Source organism: Microvirga lupini (genome assembly GCF_014191055.1).
GTDB lineage: Bacteria > Pseudomonadota > Alphaproteobacteria > Rhizobiales > Beijerinckiaceae > Microvirga > Microvirga lupini_A.
On sequence record NZ_JACHWB010000001.1, the window covers coordinates 200,814 to 215,872 of the forward strand.

21 protein-coding genes are annotated in these 15,059 nt (G+C 64.4%); 10 read left to right on the forward strand and 11 right to left on the reverse strand.

The window, feature by feature from the left end; translation table 11 throughout:
- Window positions 1-74 precede the first annotated feature (74 nt).
- Window positions 75-845, forward strand: coding sequence for a bifunctional 2-polyprenyl-6-hydroxyphenol methylase/3-demethylubiquinol 3-O-methyltransferase UbiG (gene ubiG, locus FHR70_RS00890; protein WP_183446170.1), 771 nt, complete (start codon window positions 75-77; stop codon window positions 843-845).
- Here the strand turns inward: ubiG and nhaA are convergent.
- The 6 genes from nhaA to FHR70_RS00920 form a co-directional block, all read right to left on the reverse strand.
- Window positions 787-2,007 (reverse strand): Na+/H+ antiporter NhaA, encoded by a 1,221-nt coding sequence (gene nhaA / locus FHR70_RS00895; protein ID WP_183446172.1) that lies wholly within the window; start codon window positions 2,005-2,007, stop codon window positions 787-789. The genes ubiG and nhaA overlap by 59 nt on opposite strands.
- Before the next feature lie 102 nt (window positions 2,008-2,109).
- Entirely contained in the window at window positions 2,110-2,631 is a 522-nt protein-coding gene (locus tag FHR70_RS00900; RefSeq protein WP_183446174.1) for a metallophosphoesterase family protein, read from the reverse strand.
- Between the two features lie 53 nt (window positions 2,632-2,684).
- The gene (locus tag FHR70_RS00905) at window positions 2,685-3,131 is read right to left on the reverse strand and encodes a DUF1178 family protein (RefSeq protein ID WP_183446176.1); all 447 of its coding nucleotides are present in this window, start codon (window positions 3,129-3,131) and stop codon (window positions 2,685-2,687) included.
- A gap of 43 nt (window positions 3,132-3,174) precedes the next feature.
- Window positions 3,175-4,038, reverse strand: coding sequence for a carbon-nitrogen hydrolase family protein (locus FHR70_RS00910; protein WP_183446178.1), 864 nt, complete (start codon window positions 4,036-4,038; stop codon window positions 3,175-3,177).
- A 15-nt stretch (window positions 4,039-4,053) separates the two neighbouring features.
- Window positions 4,054-4,311, reverse strand: coding sequence for a glutaredoxin 3 (grxC, locus tag FHR70_RS00915; RefSeq protein ID WP_183446180.1), 258 nt, complete (start codon window positions 4,309-4,311; stop codon window positions 4,054-4,056).
- Between the two features lie 51 nt (window positions 4,312-4,362).
- Window positions 4,363-5,145, reverse strand: coding sequence for a ComF family protein (locus tag FHR70_RS00920; RefSeq protein WP_183446182.1), 783 nt, complete (start codon window positions 5,143-5,145; stop codon window positions 4,363-4,365).
- 100 nt (window positions 5,146-5,245) lie between these two features.
- Between FHR70_RS00920 and FHR70_RS00925 the strand changes: the two genes are divergently transcribed.
- The 4 genes from FHR70_RS00925 (at window position 5,246) to FHR70_RS00940 (ending at window position 8,240) form a co-directional block, all read left to right on the forward strand.
- The gene (locus tag FHR70_RS00925) at window positions 5,246-6,124 is read left to right on the forward strand and encodes a methyltransferase domain-containing protein (protein ID WP_183446184.1); all 879 of its coding nucleotides are present in this window, start codon (window positions 5,246-5,248) and stop codon (window positions 6,122-6,124) included.
- An 81-nt stretch (window positions 6,125-6,205) separates the two neighbouring features.
- Window positions 6,206-6,571, forward strand: a complete 366-nt coding sequence (locus FHR70_RS00930) for a DUF427 domain-containing protein (protein WP_183446186.1) — start codon at window positions 6,206-6,208, stop codon at window positions 6,569-6,571.
- A gap of 77 nt (window positions 6,572-6,648) precedes the next feature.
- Entirely contained in the window at window positions 6,649-7,797 is a 1,149-nt protein-coding gene (locus FHR70_RS00935; protein ID WP_183446188.1) for an iron-containing alcohol dehydrogenase, read from the forward strand.
- Between the two features lie 8 nt (window positions 7,798-7,805).
- Window positions 7,806-8,240, forward strand: a complete 435-nt coding sequence (locus tag FHR70_RS00940; protein WP_183446190.1) for an acyl-CoA thioesterase — start codon at window positions 7,806-7,808, stop codon at window positions 8,238-8,240.
- On the opposite strand, the gene FHR70_RS00945 is transcribed toward FHR70_RS00940, so the two are convergent.
- Together FHR70_RS00945 and mutT are read right to left on the reverse strand one after the other, a co-directional pair.
- Window positions 8,224-9,150, reverse strand: coding sequence for a DMT family transporter (locus tag FHR70_RS00945; protein WP_183446192.1), 927 nt, complete (start codon window positions 9,148-9,150; stop codon window positions 8,224-8,226). The genes FHR70_RS00940 and FHR70_RS00945 overlap by 17 nt on opposite strands.
- A gap of 8 nt (window positions 9,151-9,158) precedes the next feature.
- Window positions 9,159-9,569 carry an 8-oxo-dGTP diphosphatase MutT gene (gene mutT / locus FHR70_RS00950; RefSeq protein WP_183446194.1) on the reverse strand — a complete coding sequence of 137 codons (411 nt, stop codon included), beginning with the start codon at window positions 9,567-9,569 and terminating at the stop codon, window positions 9,159-9,161.
- Between the two features lie 139 nt (window positions 9,570-9,708).
- On the opposite strand from mutT, the gene FHR70_RS00955 reads away from it, so the two are divergent.
- Genes FHR70_RS00955 through FHR70_RS00965 form a run of 3 tightly spaced genes read left to right on the forward strand, consistent with a single transcriptional unit; the run spans window position 9,709 to window position 10,705 of the window.
- A complete protein-coding gene (locus FHR70_RS00955) occupies window positions 9,709-10,080 on the forward strand; it encodes an Ig-like domain-containing protein (RefSeq protein ID WP_183446196.1) in 372 nt (123 codons plus the stop codon).
- A gap of 12 nt (window positions 10,081-10,092) precedes the next feature.
- Window positions 10,093-10,446: a hypothetical protein gene (locus FHR70_RS00960; RefSeq protein WP_183446198.1), complete on the forward strand. Its 354-nt coding sequence runs from the start codon at window positions 10,093-10,095 to the stop codon at window positions 10,444-10,446.
- Window positions 10,439-10,705 carry a hypothetical protein gene (locus FHR70_RS00965; protein ID WP_183446200.1) on the forward strand — a complete coding sequence of 89 codons (267 nt, stop codon included), beginning with the start codon at window positions 10,439-10,441 and terminating at the stop codon, window positions 10,703-10,705. Before FHR70_RS00960 ends, FHR70_RS00965 begins: the two co-directional genes overlap by 8 nt.
- Window positions 10,706-10,711: 6 nt before the next feature.
- Here the strand turns inward: FHR70_RS00965 and FHR70_RS00970 are convergent, their stop codons facing one another.
- Complete coding sequence (locus FHR70_RS00970) at window positions 10,712-11,104, reverse strand: hypothetical protein (protein WP_183446202.1); 393 nt, start codon at window positions 11,102-11,104, stop codon at window positions 10,712-10,714.
- Window positions 11,105-11,460: 356 nt separating this feature from the next.
- Between FHR70_RS00970 and FHR70_RS00975 the strand changes: the two genes are divergently transcribed.
- Window positions 11,461-12,120 (forward strand): hypothetical protein, encoded by a 660-nt coding sequence (locus FHR70_RS00975; RefSeq protein WP_183446204.1) that lies wholly within the window; start codon window positions 11,461-11,463, stop codon window positions 12,118-12,120.
- 73 nt (window positions 12,121-12,193) lie between these two features.
- On the opposite strand, the gene argJ is transcribed toward FHR70_RS00975, so the two are convergent.
- Window positions 12,194-13,435, reverse strand: a complete 1,242-nt coding sequence (gene argJ, locus FHR70_RS00980; RefSeq protein WP_183446205.1) for a bifunctional glutamate N-acetyltransferase/amino-acid acetyltransferase ArgJ — start codon at window positions 13,433-13,435, stop codon at window positions 12,194-12,196.
- Window positions 13,436-13,600: 165 nt separating this feature from the next.
- Between argJ and FHR70_RS00985 the strand changes: the two genes are divergently transcribed.
- Complete coding sequence (locus tag FHR70_RS00985) at window positions 13,601-13,813, forward strand: hypothetical protein (RefSeq protein WP_183446208.1); 213 nt, start codon at window positions 13,601-13,603, stop codon at window positions 13,811-13,813.
- Between the two features lie 108 nt (window positions 13,814-13,921).
- On the opposite strand, the gene FHR70_RS00990 is transcribed toward FHR70_RS00985, so the two are convergent.
- A complete protein-coding gene (locus tag FHR70_RS00990; RefSeq protein ID WP_183446209.1) occupies window positions 13,922-14,824 on the reverse strand; it encodes a peptidylprolyl isomerase in 903 nt (300 codons plus the stop codon).
- Window positions 14,825-15,059: the final 235 nt, after the last annotated feature.

Consider the following 15,059-nt stretch of genomic DNA (forward strand, 5'->3'; position numbering starts at 1 on the left):
CGTATACATGACGGTAGGGCCGCGCCCTGTCAACGCGCGGGAATCATTTCTTCGTCCTAAGGAATCAGGCTCCGATGACCCACGGCGCATCCACCACCATCGACCCCGCCGAGGTCGCCCGTTTCGACAAGATCGCCGAGACCTGGTGGGATCCGAAGGGCCCCATGAAGGTCCTGCACAAGTTCAATCCGGTGCGTCTGGCCTATATCCGCGACGAAGCCTGCCGTCGCTTCGGGCGCGACCCGCGCTCGGCGCGCTCCCTGGAGGGGATCTCCATCCTCGACGTGGGCTGCGGCGGAGGCGTGCTCTCCGAGCCGCTCGCGCGCCTGGGAGCAACGGTGACGGGGCTTGATCCGGCGCCCACGAACATCTCCGTCGCCCGGCTCCATGCGGAGCGTGCAGGGGTGGCCGTCGATTACCGCAACGAGACGGTGGAGGCGGTGGTCGCCCGGGGTGAGACCTTCGACATGGTGCTCGCCATGGAGGTGGTCGAGCATGTGGCTGACAGGCAGGCCTTCGTGAATGCCTGCGTCCAGGCCGTGAAGCCGGGCGGGGCTCTCGCCATGGCGACGATCAACCGGACCCTGCGCTCCTTCGCGTCCGCCATCGTGGGGGCCGAGTACATCCTGGGTTGGCTGCCCAAGGGCACTCATGAGTGGGACAAGTTCGTCACGCCCGAGGAGCTGACCGATGCAATCCGAACGGCGGGCTTCGCCGTCCATGATCTCGCAGGCGTTGCCTACAACCCCTTAAGGGACAGCTGGTCCCTGTCCCGCGACACGGCCGTCAATTATATGCTGCTGGCCGCGAGGGCTGGAGCGGCTGCTCCCGTGGAGCAACGCTGAGCACCAGATAGCCCACCAGCGCCGAGAGAGCCGAGCCCATCAGCACGCCGATCTTGGTGGCATCGCCCAGCTCCGGCTGGCCCGGGAAGGCGAGCGCACCGATGAACAGGCTCATGGTGAAGCCGATGCCGCAGAGCAGGGCAACGCCGTAGCATTGGACGCGCGTGGCTCCTGCCGGCACATCGGCGAGGCCGAAGTGGATCGCCGCATGGCTGAAGGCATAGACACCCACCTGCTTGCCAAGGAAGAGGCCCATGGCGATACCCAGCGGCAGGGGACTCAAGAGGGCATCCAGCGAGAGGCCAGAGAGCGACACGCCGGCATTGGCGAGGCCAAAGATCGGAATGATCGCGTAGGCAACAGGACCGTGTAGCGCATGCTCCAGCCTGTGGAGCGGCGAATCCTCCGTCCGCGTCTTCTTTGGATTGGCATGGAGCGGGATGGTGAGCGCGAGCGCGACACCCGCGAGCGTGGCGTGGATGCCTGATTTGAGGACGAAGAACCACAGCACCGCACCGACGGCGAGATAAGGCAGGAGCGACACAACTCCGAAACGGTTGAAGGCGACGAGCACGACGAGGCAGAGGGCGGCTGCGCCCAGCATCATCAGCGACAGGTCGCTGGTGTAGAACAACGCGATGATGATGATCGCGCCGAGGTCATCGAGGATCGCCAGCGCCGTCAGGAAGATCTTGAGGGAGGTCGGCACCCTGGAGCCGAGGATCGCCAGGACACCGAGGGCAAAGGCGATGTCGGTGGCGGCCGGGATCGCCCAGCCGTGGCGCAGATGCGGCTCGTTCCAGGTGATGGCGAGATAGACCAGTGCCGGCACGACCATGCCGCCGAAAGCCGCGATGCCGGGCAAAATGCGACGCGGCCAGGTGGAGAGCTGCCCGTCCAGCATCTCGCGCTTGATCTCAAGCCCCACCAGCAGGAAGAACACGGCCATGAGGGCGTCGTTGATCCAATGCAGGATGCTCAGGCCCAGAACATAGGTCTTGAGCAGGCCGAAATAGGCGCCGGCTAAGGGAGAGTTGGCGATCACGAGGGCGATCACCGTCACGCCCATGAGGATCATGCCGCCGGAGGCCTCGCTGTCGAAGAACCGGCGCATCAGCGAGATGCGTCGCGCAGGCTTCAGGTCGCTCTTCGGCAGATCCATCCGTGTCTCCTTCCAACCCCAACAGGCCCTCGGGCGAATGGTTCGGATAAAGTCTCGCAAATACGTCGGTCCAGTCACAAAACCAGGAGCAACTCTGCTGGATCAGGCCGTCTTGGCAGCCGCGCGCCTGCGCCTCGTGCTGAGGATCGTCTCGAGAGTGATGGGCCGGTAGTTCCAGGCATCCACGCCCACATCGTACTGCCGGGTCTGGGGCTTGAGCTTGCCATGGGAGTGGCCGTGCAGGTCGATCCAGCCGCGGCCCATGTTCTTCCAGGTGCGGAAGGCGTAATGGCACATCACGAGAGCATGGCCGTCGAGCATCAGTTCGGCATAAGTCTGGACGCTCTCCCAACCCTTGGCGGCGAGGGTCGCCGCGCCGTCATTGTTGCCGGTGATCAGATGCTTGCGGCCGTTGAGAAGTCCGAGCAGTTCGTCGATCCGCTCCGGCCGCACATGCAGGGCGAAGTCGCCCAGGTGCCAGGCCTCGTCGTCGGGTGAGACGACCTCGTTCCAATTGGCTATGAGCGCTTCGTCATGCTCGGGGATCGTCTTGAACGGACGCTTGTCGATGCGCAGCACCCTGGGATCGCCGAAATGGGTGTCGCTGGTGAAGAAAACCGCCAAGGAACGCCTCGTGTCGATTTGAACCGATGAGGCGTAATCCTGAAGCGTGACGGCTAGTTCCGGTCGTCGGGCACGACGGGCAGGGGAAGCACGTCAATGCCCTCCTCCAGGAGCGCCCTGGCCTCGGCGAGATCCGCCTCGCCATAGATCGAACGCTCCTCCGTCTCGCCGAAATGCATCTTGCGCGCTTCTTCGACGAAATCCTTGCCCACGTTCTCGGCGTTCTTCATCACGTGCTCGCGAAGCGCCCTCAGGGCGGCTCGCAATTCGCGTTCCCGATCGGAGAGAACCGCGACGGCCTGCGGCTCAGGAGCCGGTGCATCCGGCGTTTTGTCCGTGCGCGCGACGGACGGCGCCATGATCTGCTTCTCGACCTTGGCGGAGTTGCAGAACGGGCAGGTCACGAACCCACGCTTGCGCTGCGTCTCGAACGCGTCGCTTGAGGGAAACCAGCTCTCGAACTCGTGGGCCTGCTCGCAGGCCAGGGCGTACTTGATCATGTCCTTGAAGACGTAAGGATTCAGGCTCGGAAAGGGAAGGGGATCAGGCGATGGCTGCCCGATCCGTCTCGATGGCGGGCACGACCTCGACCTTGAAGGGGCGGGCGTTCTTGAGGGTCGGGATGCGCCCGCGCACCTCCGCCACCAGGGCGGTGTCGATCTCGGCCAGGAACGCGCCAGGCTCCGTGCCGCCTTCCGCCAGAATGCGACCCCAGGGATCGACGATCAACGAATGGCCGTAGGTCTCGCGCCCGTCCTCATGCAGTCCGCCCTGCGCGGCGGAGATCATGAAGGAGCCTGTCTCGATGGCCCTGGCTCGGTGCAGCACGTGCCAGTGCGCCTCGCCCGTCTGCTTGGTGAAGGCAGCCGGCGCCGACAGGAAGGAAGCGCCATTCTCGGCCAGCGCCTTGTAGAGGGCGGCAAAGCGCACGTCGTAGCAGATGGTCATGCCGAGATAGCCCCATGGCGTTTCGACCGCCAGCGCTGAGGCGCCGCCCGTATAGGTGGCCGATTCGCGCCAGCTCTCGCCGTTCGGCAGGTCCACGTCGTAGAGGTGGATCTTGTCGTAGGAGGCAACCACTTCGCCGCTCGCGTCGATCAGGAAGGCCCGATTGGCGACCTTGTCGCCTTCCTTGACCGCGATGGAGCCGATGTGCACGACGATGCCCCGCTCCCGCGCCACGTCGCGCAAGGCGGCCAGCACCGGATCTTGCGCCTCCGGCCCGACCTTGGAGAATAGTTCGTCACGGTCGCGGCAGACGAGCGACGTCATCTCCGGCGTCTGAGCAAAATGCGCACCCTGATCCGCCGCCTGGCGCACGAGGGCCACAGCAGCGTCACGGTTCTTGAGAATGTCGCGCCCGGAGCGCATCTGGATGCAGGCGGCGGTGAAGCGGGTCGGGTTCATGAATCTCGGTCTCCGTCAGGCCTGCAATAGCGGCTCAAGCTGGCCCCTGTCATCAAGATCATACAGGTCATCGCAGCCGCCGACATGCCTTTCGCCGATGAAGATCTGCGGCACCGTAGAGCGGCCCTTGGCCTTCTGGATCATCTCGGCCCTGGCTTCGGGCTTCTTCTCGATGTCGATCTCGGTGAACGCGGCGCCTTTCTCATTGAGAAGCTTCTTGGCGGCCGAGCAATAGGGGCACCAGCCCTTGGTGTAGATCGTGATGGAAGGCATGGTCGGACAATCTCCTGTGGTCGGGAAGATATAGGAAGCTTTGCGCCTTCGTCACAACTCCTTCACCACACGGGCGAAGGCCAGAATGTCCACGGAGGCCGCCCCGCCGCGCAGGAGCGCCCGGGAGGCGGCATTGGCCGTGGAGCCGGTGGTCAGCACATCGTCGACGAGGAGCACCCGCTTGCCCCGCAGCCGCGCCTTGGCCTCTGCCGGCACCCGGAAAGCGCCCTGCAGGTTCTCCTGCCGCTGCACCTTGGTGAGCCCCACCTGCCGGCGGGTGCGCTTGATGCGACCGAGCAGGAACGGATCGCAGGGCACGCCGCTCTCATCCGAGACAGCCTTCCCCAGCGCCATCGCCTGGTTGAAGCGTCGCCACCAGAGCCGCCAGCGGTGCAGCGGCACGGGCACGATCACGTCCGCGTCCGCCAGCAGCTCCGCCCCGGCCCGCGTCATCATCCTGCCCAGCGCCCGGGCGAGCTCAAGCCGGTCGTTGTACTTCAGGCGATGAACGAGAAGGCTCGCGGTGCCGTCATATTCGGAAACGGCCCGGGCCCGCTGAAACACCGGCGGATCGGCGATGGCCGCCGGTGAGAGCAGCGGCTGGCCGAGATCGACGGAAAACGGCGTTCCGAGCCGCTCGCAATAGGGGCGTTCGATGAAGCGCACGCTCGACCAGCATGTGGCGCAGAGCGAGTGGGGCTCCCCCGTGGCGGCCTGGCAGACGATGCAGGTTGGCGGGTAGAGAAGGCCGAGCGCCGAGCGCCAGGCCTCCCGCGCTCCCTGGCGGAAGCTGGCGCGGGGTTGGATCGGCTCGGCGTCGAGAGGCTCACTCATGCGCGAAGCTTAGCCGATGAGCTATGTCCTGCCACCTCCCTGTCGGATGGGCCAAAAAGTTCTTGGTTCCTGAGCCGGCGCACGCCATATCCAGCGCCTCATGAGCACGCCCCTCGTCTTCGACCGCCCCCTCGTCCGCCGCCGCCTGTCGCGCGCGCTGCACCAGGGCTATGCCGATTTCCTGCTGGTCCGCGCCGTCGAGGACCTGGAGGAGCGGCTCTCGGCCGTGCTGCGGGAGTTCCCGCTTGCCCTCGACATAGGCACCCCCACGCCAGCCGCGGCGGAGATCTTGCGCCGGAGCGGGCGCGTCGGGACGGTGATCCGGCTGTCGCCTGTGCCGGAGCCGGGGAGCATCCTGGGCGACGAGGAGCGGCTGCCATTTTCCGGCGAGCGCTTCGATCTCGCCGTGTCCCTTATGGCCCTGCATTCCGTCAACGATTTGCCGGGCTCGCTCATCCAGATCCGCCGCGCCCTCAAGCCGGACGGTCTCTTTATTGGAGCGCTGCTCGGCGGGAGCACGCTCGCCGAATTGCGACAGTCGCTGACGCAGGCCGAATCGGAGATGGAGGGCGGCGTGAGCCCCCGCGTCGCGCCCTTCGCGGATCTGCGCGACATTGGTGGCCTGCTTCAGCGTGCGGGCTTTGCCCTGCCGGTGACGGATTCCGATATCGTCCGGGTTCGCTATGCCAATGCCTTCGCGCTCATGCGCGACCTGCGCCAGATGGGGTTGGCCAATGCGCTGAACGACCGTCGCCGGACCCCGCTGCGGCGGGCCACCCTGATGCGGACGGCAGAGATCTATGCGGAGCGCTTCGGCGAGCCCGACGGGCGCATTCCGGCGACCTTCGAGATCGTGTGGCTCTCGGGCTGGACGCCGCACGAAAGCCAGCAGAAGCCCCTGCGCCCCGGCTCCGCCAAGGTGCGGCTGGCCGATGCACTGGGCGTAAAAGAAGGCTCGTCCAAACCTGAGAAGGAGTAGCCGGCCCGCTTGCGACTTGGGGCGCAACCAGGTTGCCCTATCTTCATTCTCCAGAGGACCTGACTTGGAGAAGGAAGCGCCATGAAGGAGCCCGGCCCGGATCATCCGATTACCATCACGCAGAACCCGCACCGCATCCGGGTCATGCTCGGCGGCTTCATCGTTGCGGAAACCACACAGGCACTCACCCTGCAGGAGGCGACCCTGCCGCCCGTGCAGTACATCCCCCGTGAGGATGTACGGATGGACCTGCTGGACTCCACCGAGCACCGCACCCACTGCCCCTACAAGGGCAACGCCTCCTATTTCACCGTCAATGGAGGCGGGCTCGTGCGGGAGAATGCAGCCTGGAGCTATGAGGAGCCGTTCCCCTCGGTCGTCGCGATCAAGGAGCATCTTGCCTTCTATCCCGAGAAGGTGGACGCTATCGAAGAATTCATGGACTAGAATTTCCCAATGGCCTCGCGGATCCGGGTTGCTGGTGGCTTACGCCCGAGGCAATGTTTGGCGGCAGAGGAAAGCCCATGTCGCCGTTCACCTTCAACACCGCCCCATCCCTCGTCTTCGGTTCCGGCAGCATCGCGCGCCTTGGAGAAATCGTCGCCCGGCAACTCGGCCCCAGAGTGGCTCTGGTCACCGATGCCGGGCTCGTGAAGGTCGGACTCATCGAACCGGCTCTTCACGCCCTCGAGGAGGCCGGCATTGCCGTCGACGTGTTCGATGCGGTCGTGGCCGATCCGCCGGAAGACGTGGTGCTGGCTGCCGTAGCGAAAGCCAAGGCTTTTGACGCCAGGGCCGTGATCGGCTTCGGCGGCGGCTCCTCCATCGACGTGGCGAAACTCGTGGCGCTGCTGGCCGCCAGCGGCGAGGCCCTGTCCGACATCTACGGCGTGGGAGTCGCAAAAGGACCGCGTCTGCCGCTGCTCGCCATCCCCACCACGGCAGGCACCGGATCGGAGGTAACGCCGATCTCCATCGTGACCACCGGTGCGCACGAGAAGAAGGGCGTGGTGTCGCCGCTCATCATCCCCGACATCGCGTTGCTCGATCCGGATCTCACCCTCAACCTGCCGCCCCATGTGACGGCGGCCACTGGCATCGACGCGATGGTGCATGCCATCGAGGCCTTCACCTCGACGAGCGCCAACAACAATCCGGTCTCGCAGGCGCTCGCCAAGGAGGCGCTTCGCCTGCTCGGGCGCAATATCGAGCGCGCGGTGCATCAGGGGCAAGATGTCGAAGCGCGCTCGGCCATGCTGCTGGGCTCCATGCTGGCGGGTCAGGCCTTCGCCAATTCTCCGGTCGCCGCCGTCCATGCGCTGGCCTATCCCATTGGCGGGCATTTCGGCATCCCCCACGGGCTCTCCAACGCTCTCGTGCTGCCGCATGTGCTGCGCTTCAACGCGAGCGCCTGCGAGCGTTCCTATGCCGAGCTCGCCCCTTATACCTTCCCCGACCTCGAAGGCCATGCGACGGGATCGGCCTTCGTCGAGGCGCTGGCCTCTCTCTGCACGAAGGTCGGGCTTCAGCCGCGCCTACGCGATGTGGGCATTCCGCAGGAAGCCGTGCCGATGATGGCCGAAGATGCCATGAAGCAGACGCGGCTTCTCGTGAACAACCCGCGTCCGCTCACGCTGGACGATGCGCGCGCGATCTACGAAGCGGCGTGGTGAAGAGCACGATGTCAGACCGCCCCTCGCGCCCCAGCCGCTCGGAATTCAAGCTGTTTCGCCCCATCGCCACCCGCTGGATGGACAACGATGCCTATGGGCACGTGAACAACGTGCATTACTACTCGTATTTCGACTCGGCGGTGAACGGCTGGCTCGTCGAGAAGGGGCTGCTCTCCATTGCCGAGAGTTCCGTCATCGGCCTCGTGGTCGAGTCGGGCTGCACCTATTTCGAGAGCGTCGCCTTTCCGGAGGCGCTGGAGGCCGGGATTGCTGTGGCGCATCTTGGGCGATCATCCGTGCGCTATCGGATCGGGATCTTCAAGCATGCCGCTCAAGCGGCGGCCGCGCAGGGGCACTTCGTTCATGTCTATGTGGATCGTGAAACCCAGCGCCCGGTGGAAATCCCGCCCGAGACGCGTGCCATGCTCAGCGAATTGATCTGATCCGTCCGCTCAACGACACAAGCGCGACGCCGGAGAGCACCACGGCGCCGCCGATCATCTCACGCAGACCGATGCTCTCGTTGAGGAAGAGGACGGCAAGGGTCGCCGTCCAGACCGGCTGGAGATATCCGACCATCGAGGCCCGTGTCGGGCCGGCGCGGCGGATGAGCCGCATGAAGAGTAGGATCGGCAGGGCGGTCGAGACGATGCCGAGCGCCAGGAGCGAAGCCGCGCTGTTCGGAACGGCAGCGAAGGCGGACGGGCCTGCAACGACGAGCGCCAGTGCAGTCGCCGGAAGGGCGGAACAGATCTGCTGACCGAGAGCGAGGCGGGCCGGGTCCGCATGCTTGATTGAGCGGACGTATATGTTCGCGGAGGCATAGCTGAGAGCGGTCGCCACCATGATCAGCACGCCCCAGGGGCTGATGCCGCTGTCCGGCAGGGCGGCGGGTCCGATGAGAATGCCCATACCGGCAAGGCCGACGACAACGCCCATGAAGCGCCGCGGGGTCAGCCGCTCGTCCGCGTAAAGCAGGTGCGAGAGAACCGCGACGATGAGCGGCCCTGAGGCCTGAATCATGGCCGCCGGAGCAGTCCCGATCTGGGTCAGCGCATGGGCCGTCAGGACGTTCGGGATCCAGCCGTTGAGTGCGCCGAGGATCACCCAATGGTGCCATTGGCCATGGTCGGGGCGGAAGCTCTTGGCCTGCACGGCGAACCACAAGGCCAGGGCGGACGCCCCGATGAGGCCGCGGATGGAGGCCAGCACGAAGGGGTTTATGCTTCCGCTCAGCTTGATGAACAGGAAGGATGTGGACCACAGCATCGAGCAGACGAGAAGGTTCGTCGCCATGAAAACCGGGGTCGGGGCTGTGGGAAGCGCGGCGGCTTCCCCCTGTGCGGCGGACATGCGCGACCTCAGACCAGGAGATCGACGAGGAAGGGAATCAGCGGCTCGTCGGCCGGCGGCATCGGATAGGAGCGCAACTCCTGCGGCCTGACCCATTTCAGTGCCTGCCCTTCGAGCGGCTGCACGAAGCCGTCCCAGCGGCGGCAGATGTAGAGCGGCATGAGCAGGTGGAAGGTCTCGTATGGGTAGCTCGCGAAGGTCAGCGGCGCGAGGCAGGGTTCCTTCACGGTGATCCCGAGTTCCTCGCGCAATTCCCGGATCAGGGTCTCCTCCGGCCTTTCGCCCGGTTCCACCTTGCCGCCGGGAAACTCCCAAAGACCAGCGAGCTGCTTTCCTTCCGGCCGCTGCGCGAGAAGGATGCGGTTGTCCGTGTCGATCAGGGCGACGGCGACGACGAGGGTGAGCTTGAGAGGGGGCACGGGGCTTCCGGTAACGTTAAGGAAGAAATAGGCTGAACAAGTGCTTTGACGGTCTGGCGAGAAAGTTTCCCTTAGGTAACAAGCCACTGCCAGGAATTTATCCAGGCAGAGTATAATCATAAAACCTTAAGGGGCTTCTATGCGTCATGTATCTCTAACGGCTGTCGGTCTGCTCGTTCTCCTGACGGCGAGCGCTCACGCGCAGACGAAGGATTGCGAAGTTCCTCGCTTCCAGACTGCCGATAACCAGATTGCTGAAGGCAGGATGATGGTCAGAGCAGGCAAGCAATGCACTGTTCGGATGGGGGTTTCAACCGGCGGCTTCACGGATGCGAAGATCCTGAAGCAGCCCAAGCGCGGCGCGGTTGTGATCAACGGCTATAACGTCGTCTACAGCCCGAAGAAAGGCTACACCGGTGCCGACGAGTTCACCTACAGCCGCGACAGCATGGACCGCTATGGCAACAAGGCCGTCCGGACGGTCAACATCAAGGTCGAAGTCCTGCCCTGATCCGATCATCGAGTGAAAGTGGGCGTCGGCCTCACCCGGCATACCTCTACCGGCATCTTTGCCGCTGGTTCTCTTCAAGCGGATGCAGGGGGCTCTGGGCCGGATTTTGCGCTTGGTCAGACCACTTCACATGCGCCGAGGCACAGGCGATGCACGCTGCTCGGCAGATCTTCCTCGTCGGATTTGATTCCTCAAACCGATAAATTATGCGATATAATTTTATTTCATAAACTGAAGGAAGAATCCGATGAAGAGATTGATCTGTACGCTAGCAATATCTGCGCTCGGCGGCTTGGCTTCGGCATCCGCCGCGCATGCCCAGAACTGCTCAGCGCCACCCGTCTATTTTACTGGAGAGATGGCTGAGATCGAAGGGCCGATGACGGTCAAAGCCGGATCAGGCTGCCTTTTCGGCATCGACGGCATTCCAGGTGCGCTCACTGAGACTGTGATCACGCAGAAGCCTAAATTCGGCAGGGCAGGAGTCGAAAACTTCAAGCCCTATTACCTCGCTAAGCCTGGTTACCAGGGAACGGACGAATTTGCCTATACTTTCATCGGGCAGGGACGATACGGCGGCCCTATGCGGTTGACCGTGAAGCGAAAGATCACAGTCGTTCCATAACGGACCTTAAGGCAGCGTCACCGATCCGCCCGTTCCAGTGCCACCCGTAGCCGACCCTCCGGCGGATTGAGCGGACGACGTGCCTTGCACGTTCACCTTCGTGCGGGTGCCGTGGGCTCCGATGCCCAGCGCAATGCCTGCGCCAGCCTGATCGACAAAGGCCGTTACGGGAGCCTGCGCGAAGCCCGCTGCAACCGGCTCATAGCGGCCGGGGCGGCTCTCGAACAAGACGACATTGGTCGGCGGGGTCACGCCGTCGCCGGGATTGGACACCATCGCGACGCGCTGGTTGGTGGACAGAACGCTCTCGCGAACGGTCATCGTATTGCAGGCGACAGCCAGAAGGCTCAGTGCGCAGACAAGCGCAATGCGGGATTTCGGAAGGGCTTCTGCCGGCATCGCAAGGCTCCCGGACACGGTCGCGCTTGAATCTAGCCGGGGCTTGGCAGGGCAGCCAGAAACTAAGGCGGATAGCCTCTCACCCTTCGTTGTTACCCATTCCGATCCGAGCGACCTCTTGAAAATGCCTGCTTGAAACCAGCGCAGCTGCGGAATTACTTACCTTGGCAATAATAATTATTAATTTTTGGTTGTTAATTTGGAGGGTATGACATAGTTTTTGCGGCTGACGGAAAGTAATCGCCGTCTAATACTTCCCTAAAGTGCGGGAAATGTTCAAAAACAGGGGTAATATTCACATCCGAAAGCTACAGGCCGTCGGAATTCCTACGGTCTTTGCCTGAAGGAGAGAAGCTATGAACTTTCCGAAGCTCGCACGATATGTGTTGATTACCGCTTTCCTCGCCGGCACATCGACCGCCGCCTTGGCACAGGCGGGCGGCTCCGCCAGAGGCGGTGACGCCACCAGCGGCAATGCCACGGGCGGCAGCGCCGCGGTCGGTGGCGCAGGTGGAACGGCAACTGGCGGAAGCGGGACCAGTGGCGATGCCACGGGCGGCACCGCATCCACAGGAGGCTCGGGCGGCTCCGCGACCGGTGGGAATGCGACCAGCGGCAGCGCCACGGGCGGCAATGCCTCCGTCGGAGGAGGGGGAGGAACGGGCGGCGGCTCGGCCACGGGTGGAAACGCGACCAGCGGCAATGCCACGGGCGGTTCCGGCACGGTCGGCGGCACCGGGGGCGGTACTGCGACGGGGGGCGCTGCCACGAGCGGCAACGCCACGGGCGGCACCGCTTCCGTAGGTGGCACCGCTGGCGGTGAGGCCATTGGCGGATCTGCTCTGAGTGGAGGCGCCTTCGGCGGCAATGCCGATGTGACCGGCAGTGCCGGCGGTACCGCTACAGGCGGCCCCGGCCTCAGCGGGGCTGCGCTGGGCGGCGGCGCTACGGTCGGCGGTGGCACGACGAGCGGCACGGAGGCCCCGATCATCAGCACGGATCGCAATTCCGACTGATCCGCAAGATAAGGCGGCCCGGTTGGCCTCTATGCTTCCACCCGGGCCGCCTTCATCCCGTTCTCGCTTTCCGTCAGCTCCGGTAGTCGCCGTTGATCTCCACATAGGCTTTGGTGAGATCGCAGGTCCAAGCAGTGGCTTCGCCGCGGCCGAGGCCGAGATCCACGCGGATCGTGATCTCGTCCCCCTTCATGTAGGCAGAGGTCTTTGCCTCGTCGTATTCCGGATCGCGGGCGCCCTTCACGGCGACGCGGATATCGCCGAACCAGATCGCGAGCTTGTCCCGCTCGGCCGGTTCGCCGGCTTTGCCCACCGCCATGACCACGCGGCCCCAATTGGCGTCCTCGCCGGCCACCGCGGTCTTCACCAGGGGCGAATTGGCAATCGCCATGGCGATGCGTTTGGCCGAGGTGGCGCCCGTGGCGCCGGTTACCTTCACGGTGACGAACTTGCGCGCGCCCTCGCCGTCGCGGGCGACCTGCTGGGCGAGGTCGCACAGAAGGCTTTCCAGCGCGGCACGGAACTCCTTGAGGCGCCGGTCGCTCGGCAGCGAGATCGCCGGCGCTCCCTTGGCGGCGGCCGTGCCCGTGGCGAAGAAGAGCAGCGTGTCGGACGTAGAGGTGTCGCTGTCCACGGTCACGCAGTTGAAGCTCTTGTCGGCGCCCTTCTTCAGCAAGGCCTGGAGCGTGGGAGCAGCGATGGGCGCGTCGGTGAACACGAAGGACAGCATAGTGGCCATGTCGGGGGCGATCATGCCGGCACCCTTGGCGATGCCGTTGATGGTCACCTCGACGCCACCGATTTTCGCCGTGCGGGTCGCCACCTTCGGGAAGGTGTCGGTGGTCATGATGGCCTTGGCCGCATCGGTCCATCCGGTGGGCTTGGCCTTCTTCTCGCAGGCGCTAAGCACCCCCTGAAACTTGCTGGCATCGAGCGGCTCGCCGATGACGCCGGTCGAGGCGATGAAGACCTGCGACGCCCGGCAGCCTGCCGCCTCGGCGGCGATGTCGGCGGTGAGCTTCACCGCCTCGGCACCCTTCTTGCCCGTGAAGGCATTGGCGTTCCCTGAGTTCACCACCAGGGCCCGCGCCGTACCCTTGGCCAAATTCTTGCGGCACCAATCGACCGGGGCCGAGGGGCACTTGGACCGGGTGAAGACACCTGCCACGGCCGTATCCTTCGGCAGCGTCACGTAGAGCACGTCCGTCCGGTTCTTGTATCGGATGCCGGCCTCTGCCGTCGCGATCCTGACGCCTTCGAGGGCGGGAAGCGTCGGGAACGACGTGGGCGCGAGCGGAGACACGGTTTTGGACATGGACGAACTCGACAGGAGGCGTTGGGATACGACGTTGCGAGCCGCGACCTGTGGTTTTTTAAGGCTTTTTGTCAAGTCAAAGCTGCATCGAACGTCACTGTCACAAGGCGGAACGACGCCTCGCCCCTGCCGTTGACCCGGTCTTGAGAACGATGGAGGCCTCCTGTGACAGGCAAGCACCCCAAGACCCAACCCCAGGACCGTCCCCGCAGCGACCTTGCGGTCGATCCGGGCATCGGCCGCTCGAAAGGCTCCACCATGGCCGGCGAGGACCCGCGCGATCTCGACGGCGGCTCCACTTTCCAGGGCGATGTCGAGAACCAGACCAACCGCGAGGGTGGCGTCGATCCGAACCGGATGGGCCGGACGAACAAGTGACGACAATTCCCTCCCTTCAAGGGGAGGGAAGACGCGATCGGGAATAACACCCCAAAGCAAAAAGGGCGGCCCCAAGGGCCGCCCTGAACCTTTCCGAAGCTGAGAACCTTACGGCTGCTTCTGCTCGACGAGGTTGCCCTTGTCGTCCAGGCGCTCGACCTTGGCGTTCTTGCGCAGGCCGAGGATCAGGTCCTGCTGGGCCTTGCGGGCGAGATAGGCTTCCACCTGGTCCTTGGTCTCCTCGAAGGTCGGAGCTGGCTTGTTGCGCTTCTCCTCGACTTTGATCACGTGCCAGCCGAACTGGCTCTTCACGGGATCGGAGATCTGGCCGGCCTCCATCTTGAAGGCAGCCTCGGCGAATGGCTCGACCATGCGGTCCTTGGTGAAGAAGCCGAGGTCGCCGCCATCGGTCTTGGAGCCCGGGTCCTTCGAGACCTCGCCGGCCACCTTGGCGAAGTCCTCGCCGCCCTTCACACGGGTGGCGATCTTCTTGGCCTCGTCCTCATTCTCCACCAGGATATGACGGGCGCGGACCTCCTGCTCGGCCGGCACGTTCTTGACGGTCTCGTCATAAAGCTTGCGGGCGGCCTCGGGGGTCACGGCCTTCTTGGCTTCCTGATCCAGGTACTCGTCGAGAAGCGTCTTGTCCCGATTATAGGCGAGCTTGCGGGCAAATTCGGCGCCGCTGCCGACCTTGGCGGCCTCGGCCGCCTTGGCCCCGAGCTTCAGGTCGATCATGTAGCCGGTGAGAAGCTCGCGCTTCTGCTCATCGGGCACGTTGGGCATCTGGAGAGCCGAGTCCTCGGCCGCGATGGCGAGGTCGCCTTCTGTGATCTCGACGCCGTTGACGCGGGCCACCACCTTGGCGGGATCGACGGCCGGAACGGTCGCCGGGGACGTAGCAGGGGCCGCAGGGGTGGGCGGGGTCTGGGCGAAGGCAGCGCCGGCCAGGAGCGGCAGGGCGGCGCCGAGGGTCAGAAGGCTCTTCCGGACGTTGAGTGAGCGATTCATTCGTGTTTCCTCTGGTGAGCGTGATCGCCCACGGACAGCGACGATCAGATGGCCGAATGTGTTTACGTTTGCAAGTGATGGCATATTTATGTCACAGCATCGCCGCTCGCGGGGTCTTGAACGCCTCTCCGGGCACCCCTTGAGGCTGCGCCATTCAGGCACGGCCTTTAAGATGCAATCTGGCATGATTAGGTCTATAAGGCGGCCCAAACGCCCCTTATCCCTTTACGGAATT

Coding starts and splice junctions, on each gene's coding strand:
- ubiG (WP_183446170.1), top strand. CDS start 75: ATGACCCACGGCGCATCCACCACCATCGACCCCGCCGAGGTCGCCCGT.
- nhaA (WP_183446172.1), bottom strand. CDS start 2,007: ATGGATCTGCCGAAGAGCGACCTGAAGCCTGCGCGACGCATCTCGCTG.
- FHR70_RS00905 (WP_183446176.1), bottom strand. CDS start 3,131: ATGATCAAGTACGCCCTGGCCTGCGAGCAGGCCCACGAGTTCGAGAGC.
- FHR70_RS00910 (WP_183446178.1), bottom strand. CDS start 4,038: ATGAACCCGACCCGCTTCACCGCCGCCTGCATCCAGATGCGCTCCGGG.
- grxC (WP_183446180.1), bottom strand. CDS start 4,311: ATGCCTTCCATCACGATCTACACCAAGGGCTGGTGCCCCTATTGCTCG.
- FHR70_RS00920 (WP_183446182.1), bottom strand. CDS start 5,145: ATGAGTGAGCCTCTCGACGCCGAGCCGATCCAACCCCGCGCCAGCTTC.
- FHR70_RS00925 (WP_183446184.1), top strand. CDS start 5,246: ATGAGCACGCCCCTCGTCTTCGACCGCCCCCTCGTCCGCCGCCGCCTG.
- FHR70_RS00930 (WP_183446186.1), top strand. CDS start 6,206: ATGAAGGAGCCCGGCCCGGATCATCCGATTACCATCACGCAGAACCCG.
- FHR70_RS00935 (WP_183446188.1), top strand. CDS start 6,649: ATGTCGCCGTTCACCTTCAACACCGCCCCATCCCTCGTCTTCGGTTCC.
- FHR70_RS00940 (WP_183446190.1), top strand. CDS start 7,806: ATGTCAGACCGCCCCTCGCGCCCCAGCCGCTCGGAATTCAAGCTGTTT.
- FHR70_RS00945 (WP_183446192.1), bottom strand. CDS start 9,150: ATGTCCGCCGCACAGGGGGAAGCCGCCGCGCTTCCCACAGCCCCGACC.
- FHR70_RS00955 (WP_183446196.1), top strand. CDS start 9,709: ATGCGTCATGTATCTCTAACGGCTGTCGGTCTGCTCGTTCTCCTGACG.
- FHR70_RS00965 (WP_183446200.1), top strand. CDS start 10,439: ATGGCTGAGATCGAAGGGCCGATGACGGTCAAAGCCGGATCAGGCTGC.
- FHR70_RS00970 (WP_183446202.1), bottom strand. CDS start 11,104: ATGCCGGCAGAAGCCCTTCCGAAATCCCGCATTGCGCTTGTCTGCGCA.
- FHR70_RS00975 (WP_183446204.1), top strand. CDS start 11,461: ATGAACTTTCCGAAGCTCGCACGATATGTGTTGATTACCGCTTTCCTC.
- argJ (WP_183446205.1), bottom strand. CDS start 13,435: ATGTCCAAAACCGTGTCTCCGCTCGCGCCCACGTCGTTCCCGACGCTT.
- FHR70_RS00990 (WP_183446209.1), bottom strand. CDS start 14,824: ATGAATCGCTCACTCAACGTCCGGAAGAGCCTTCTGACCCTCGGCGCC.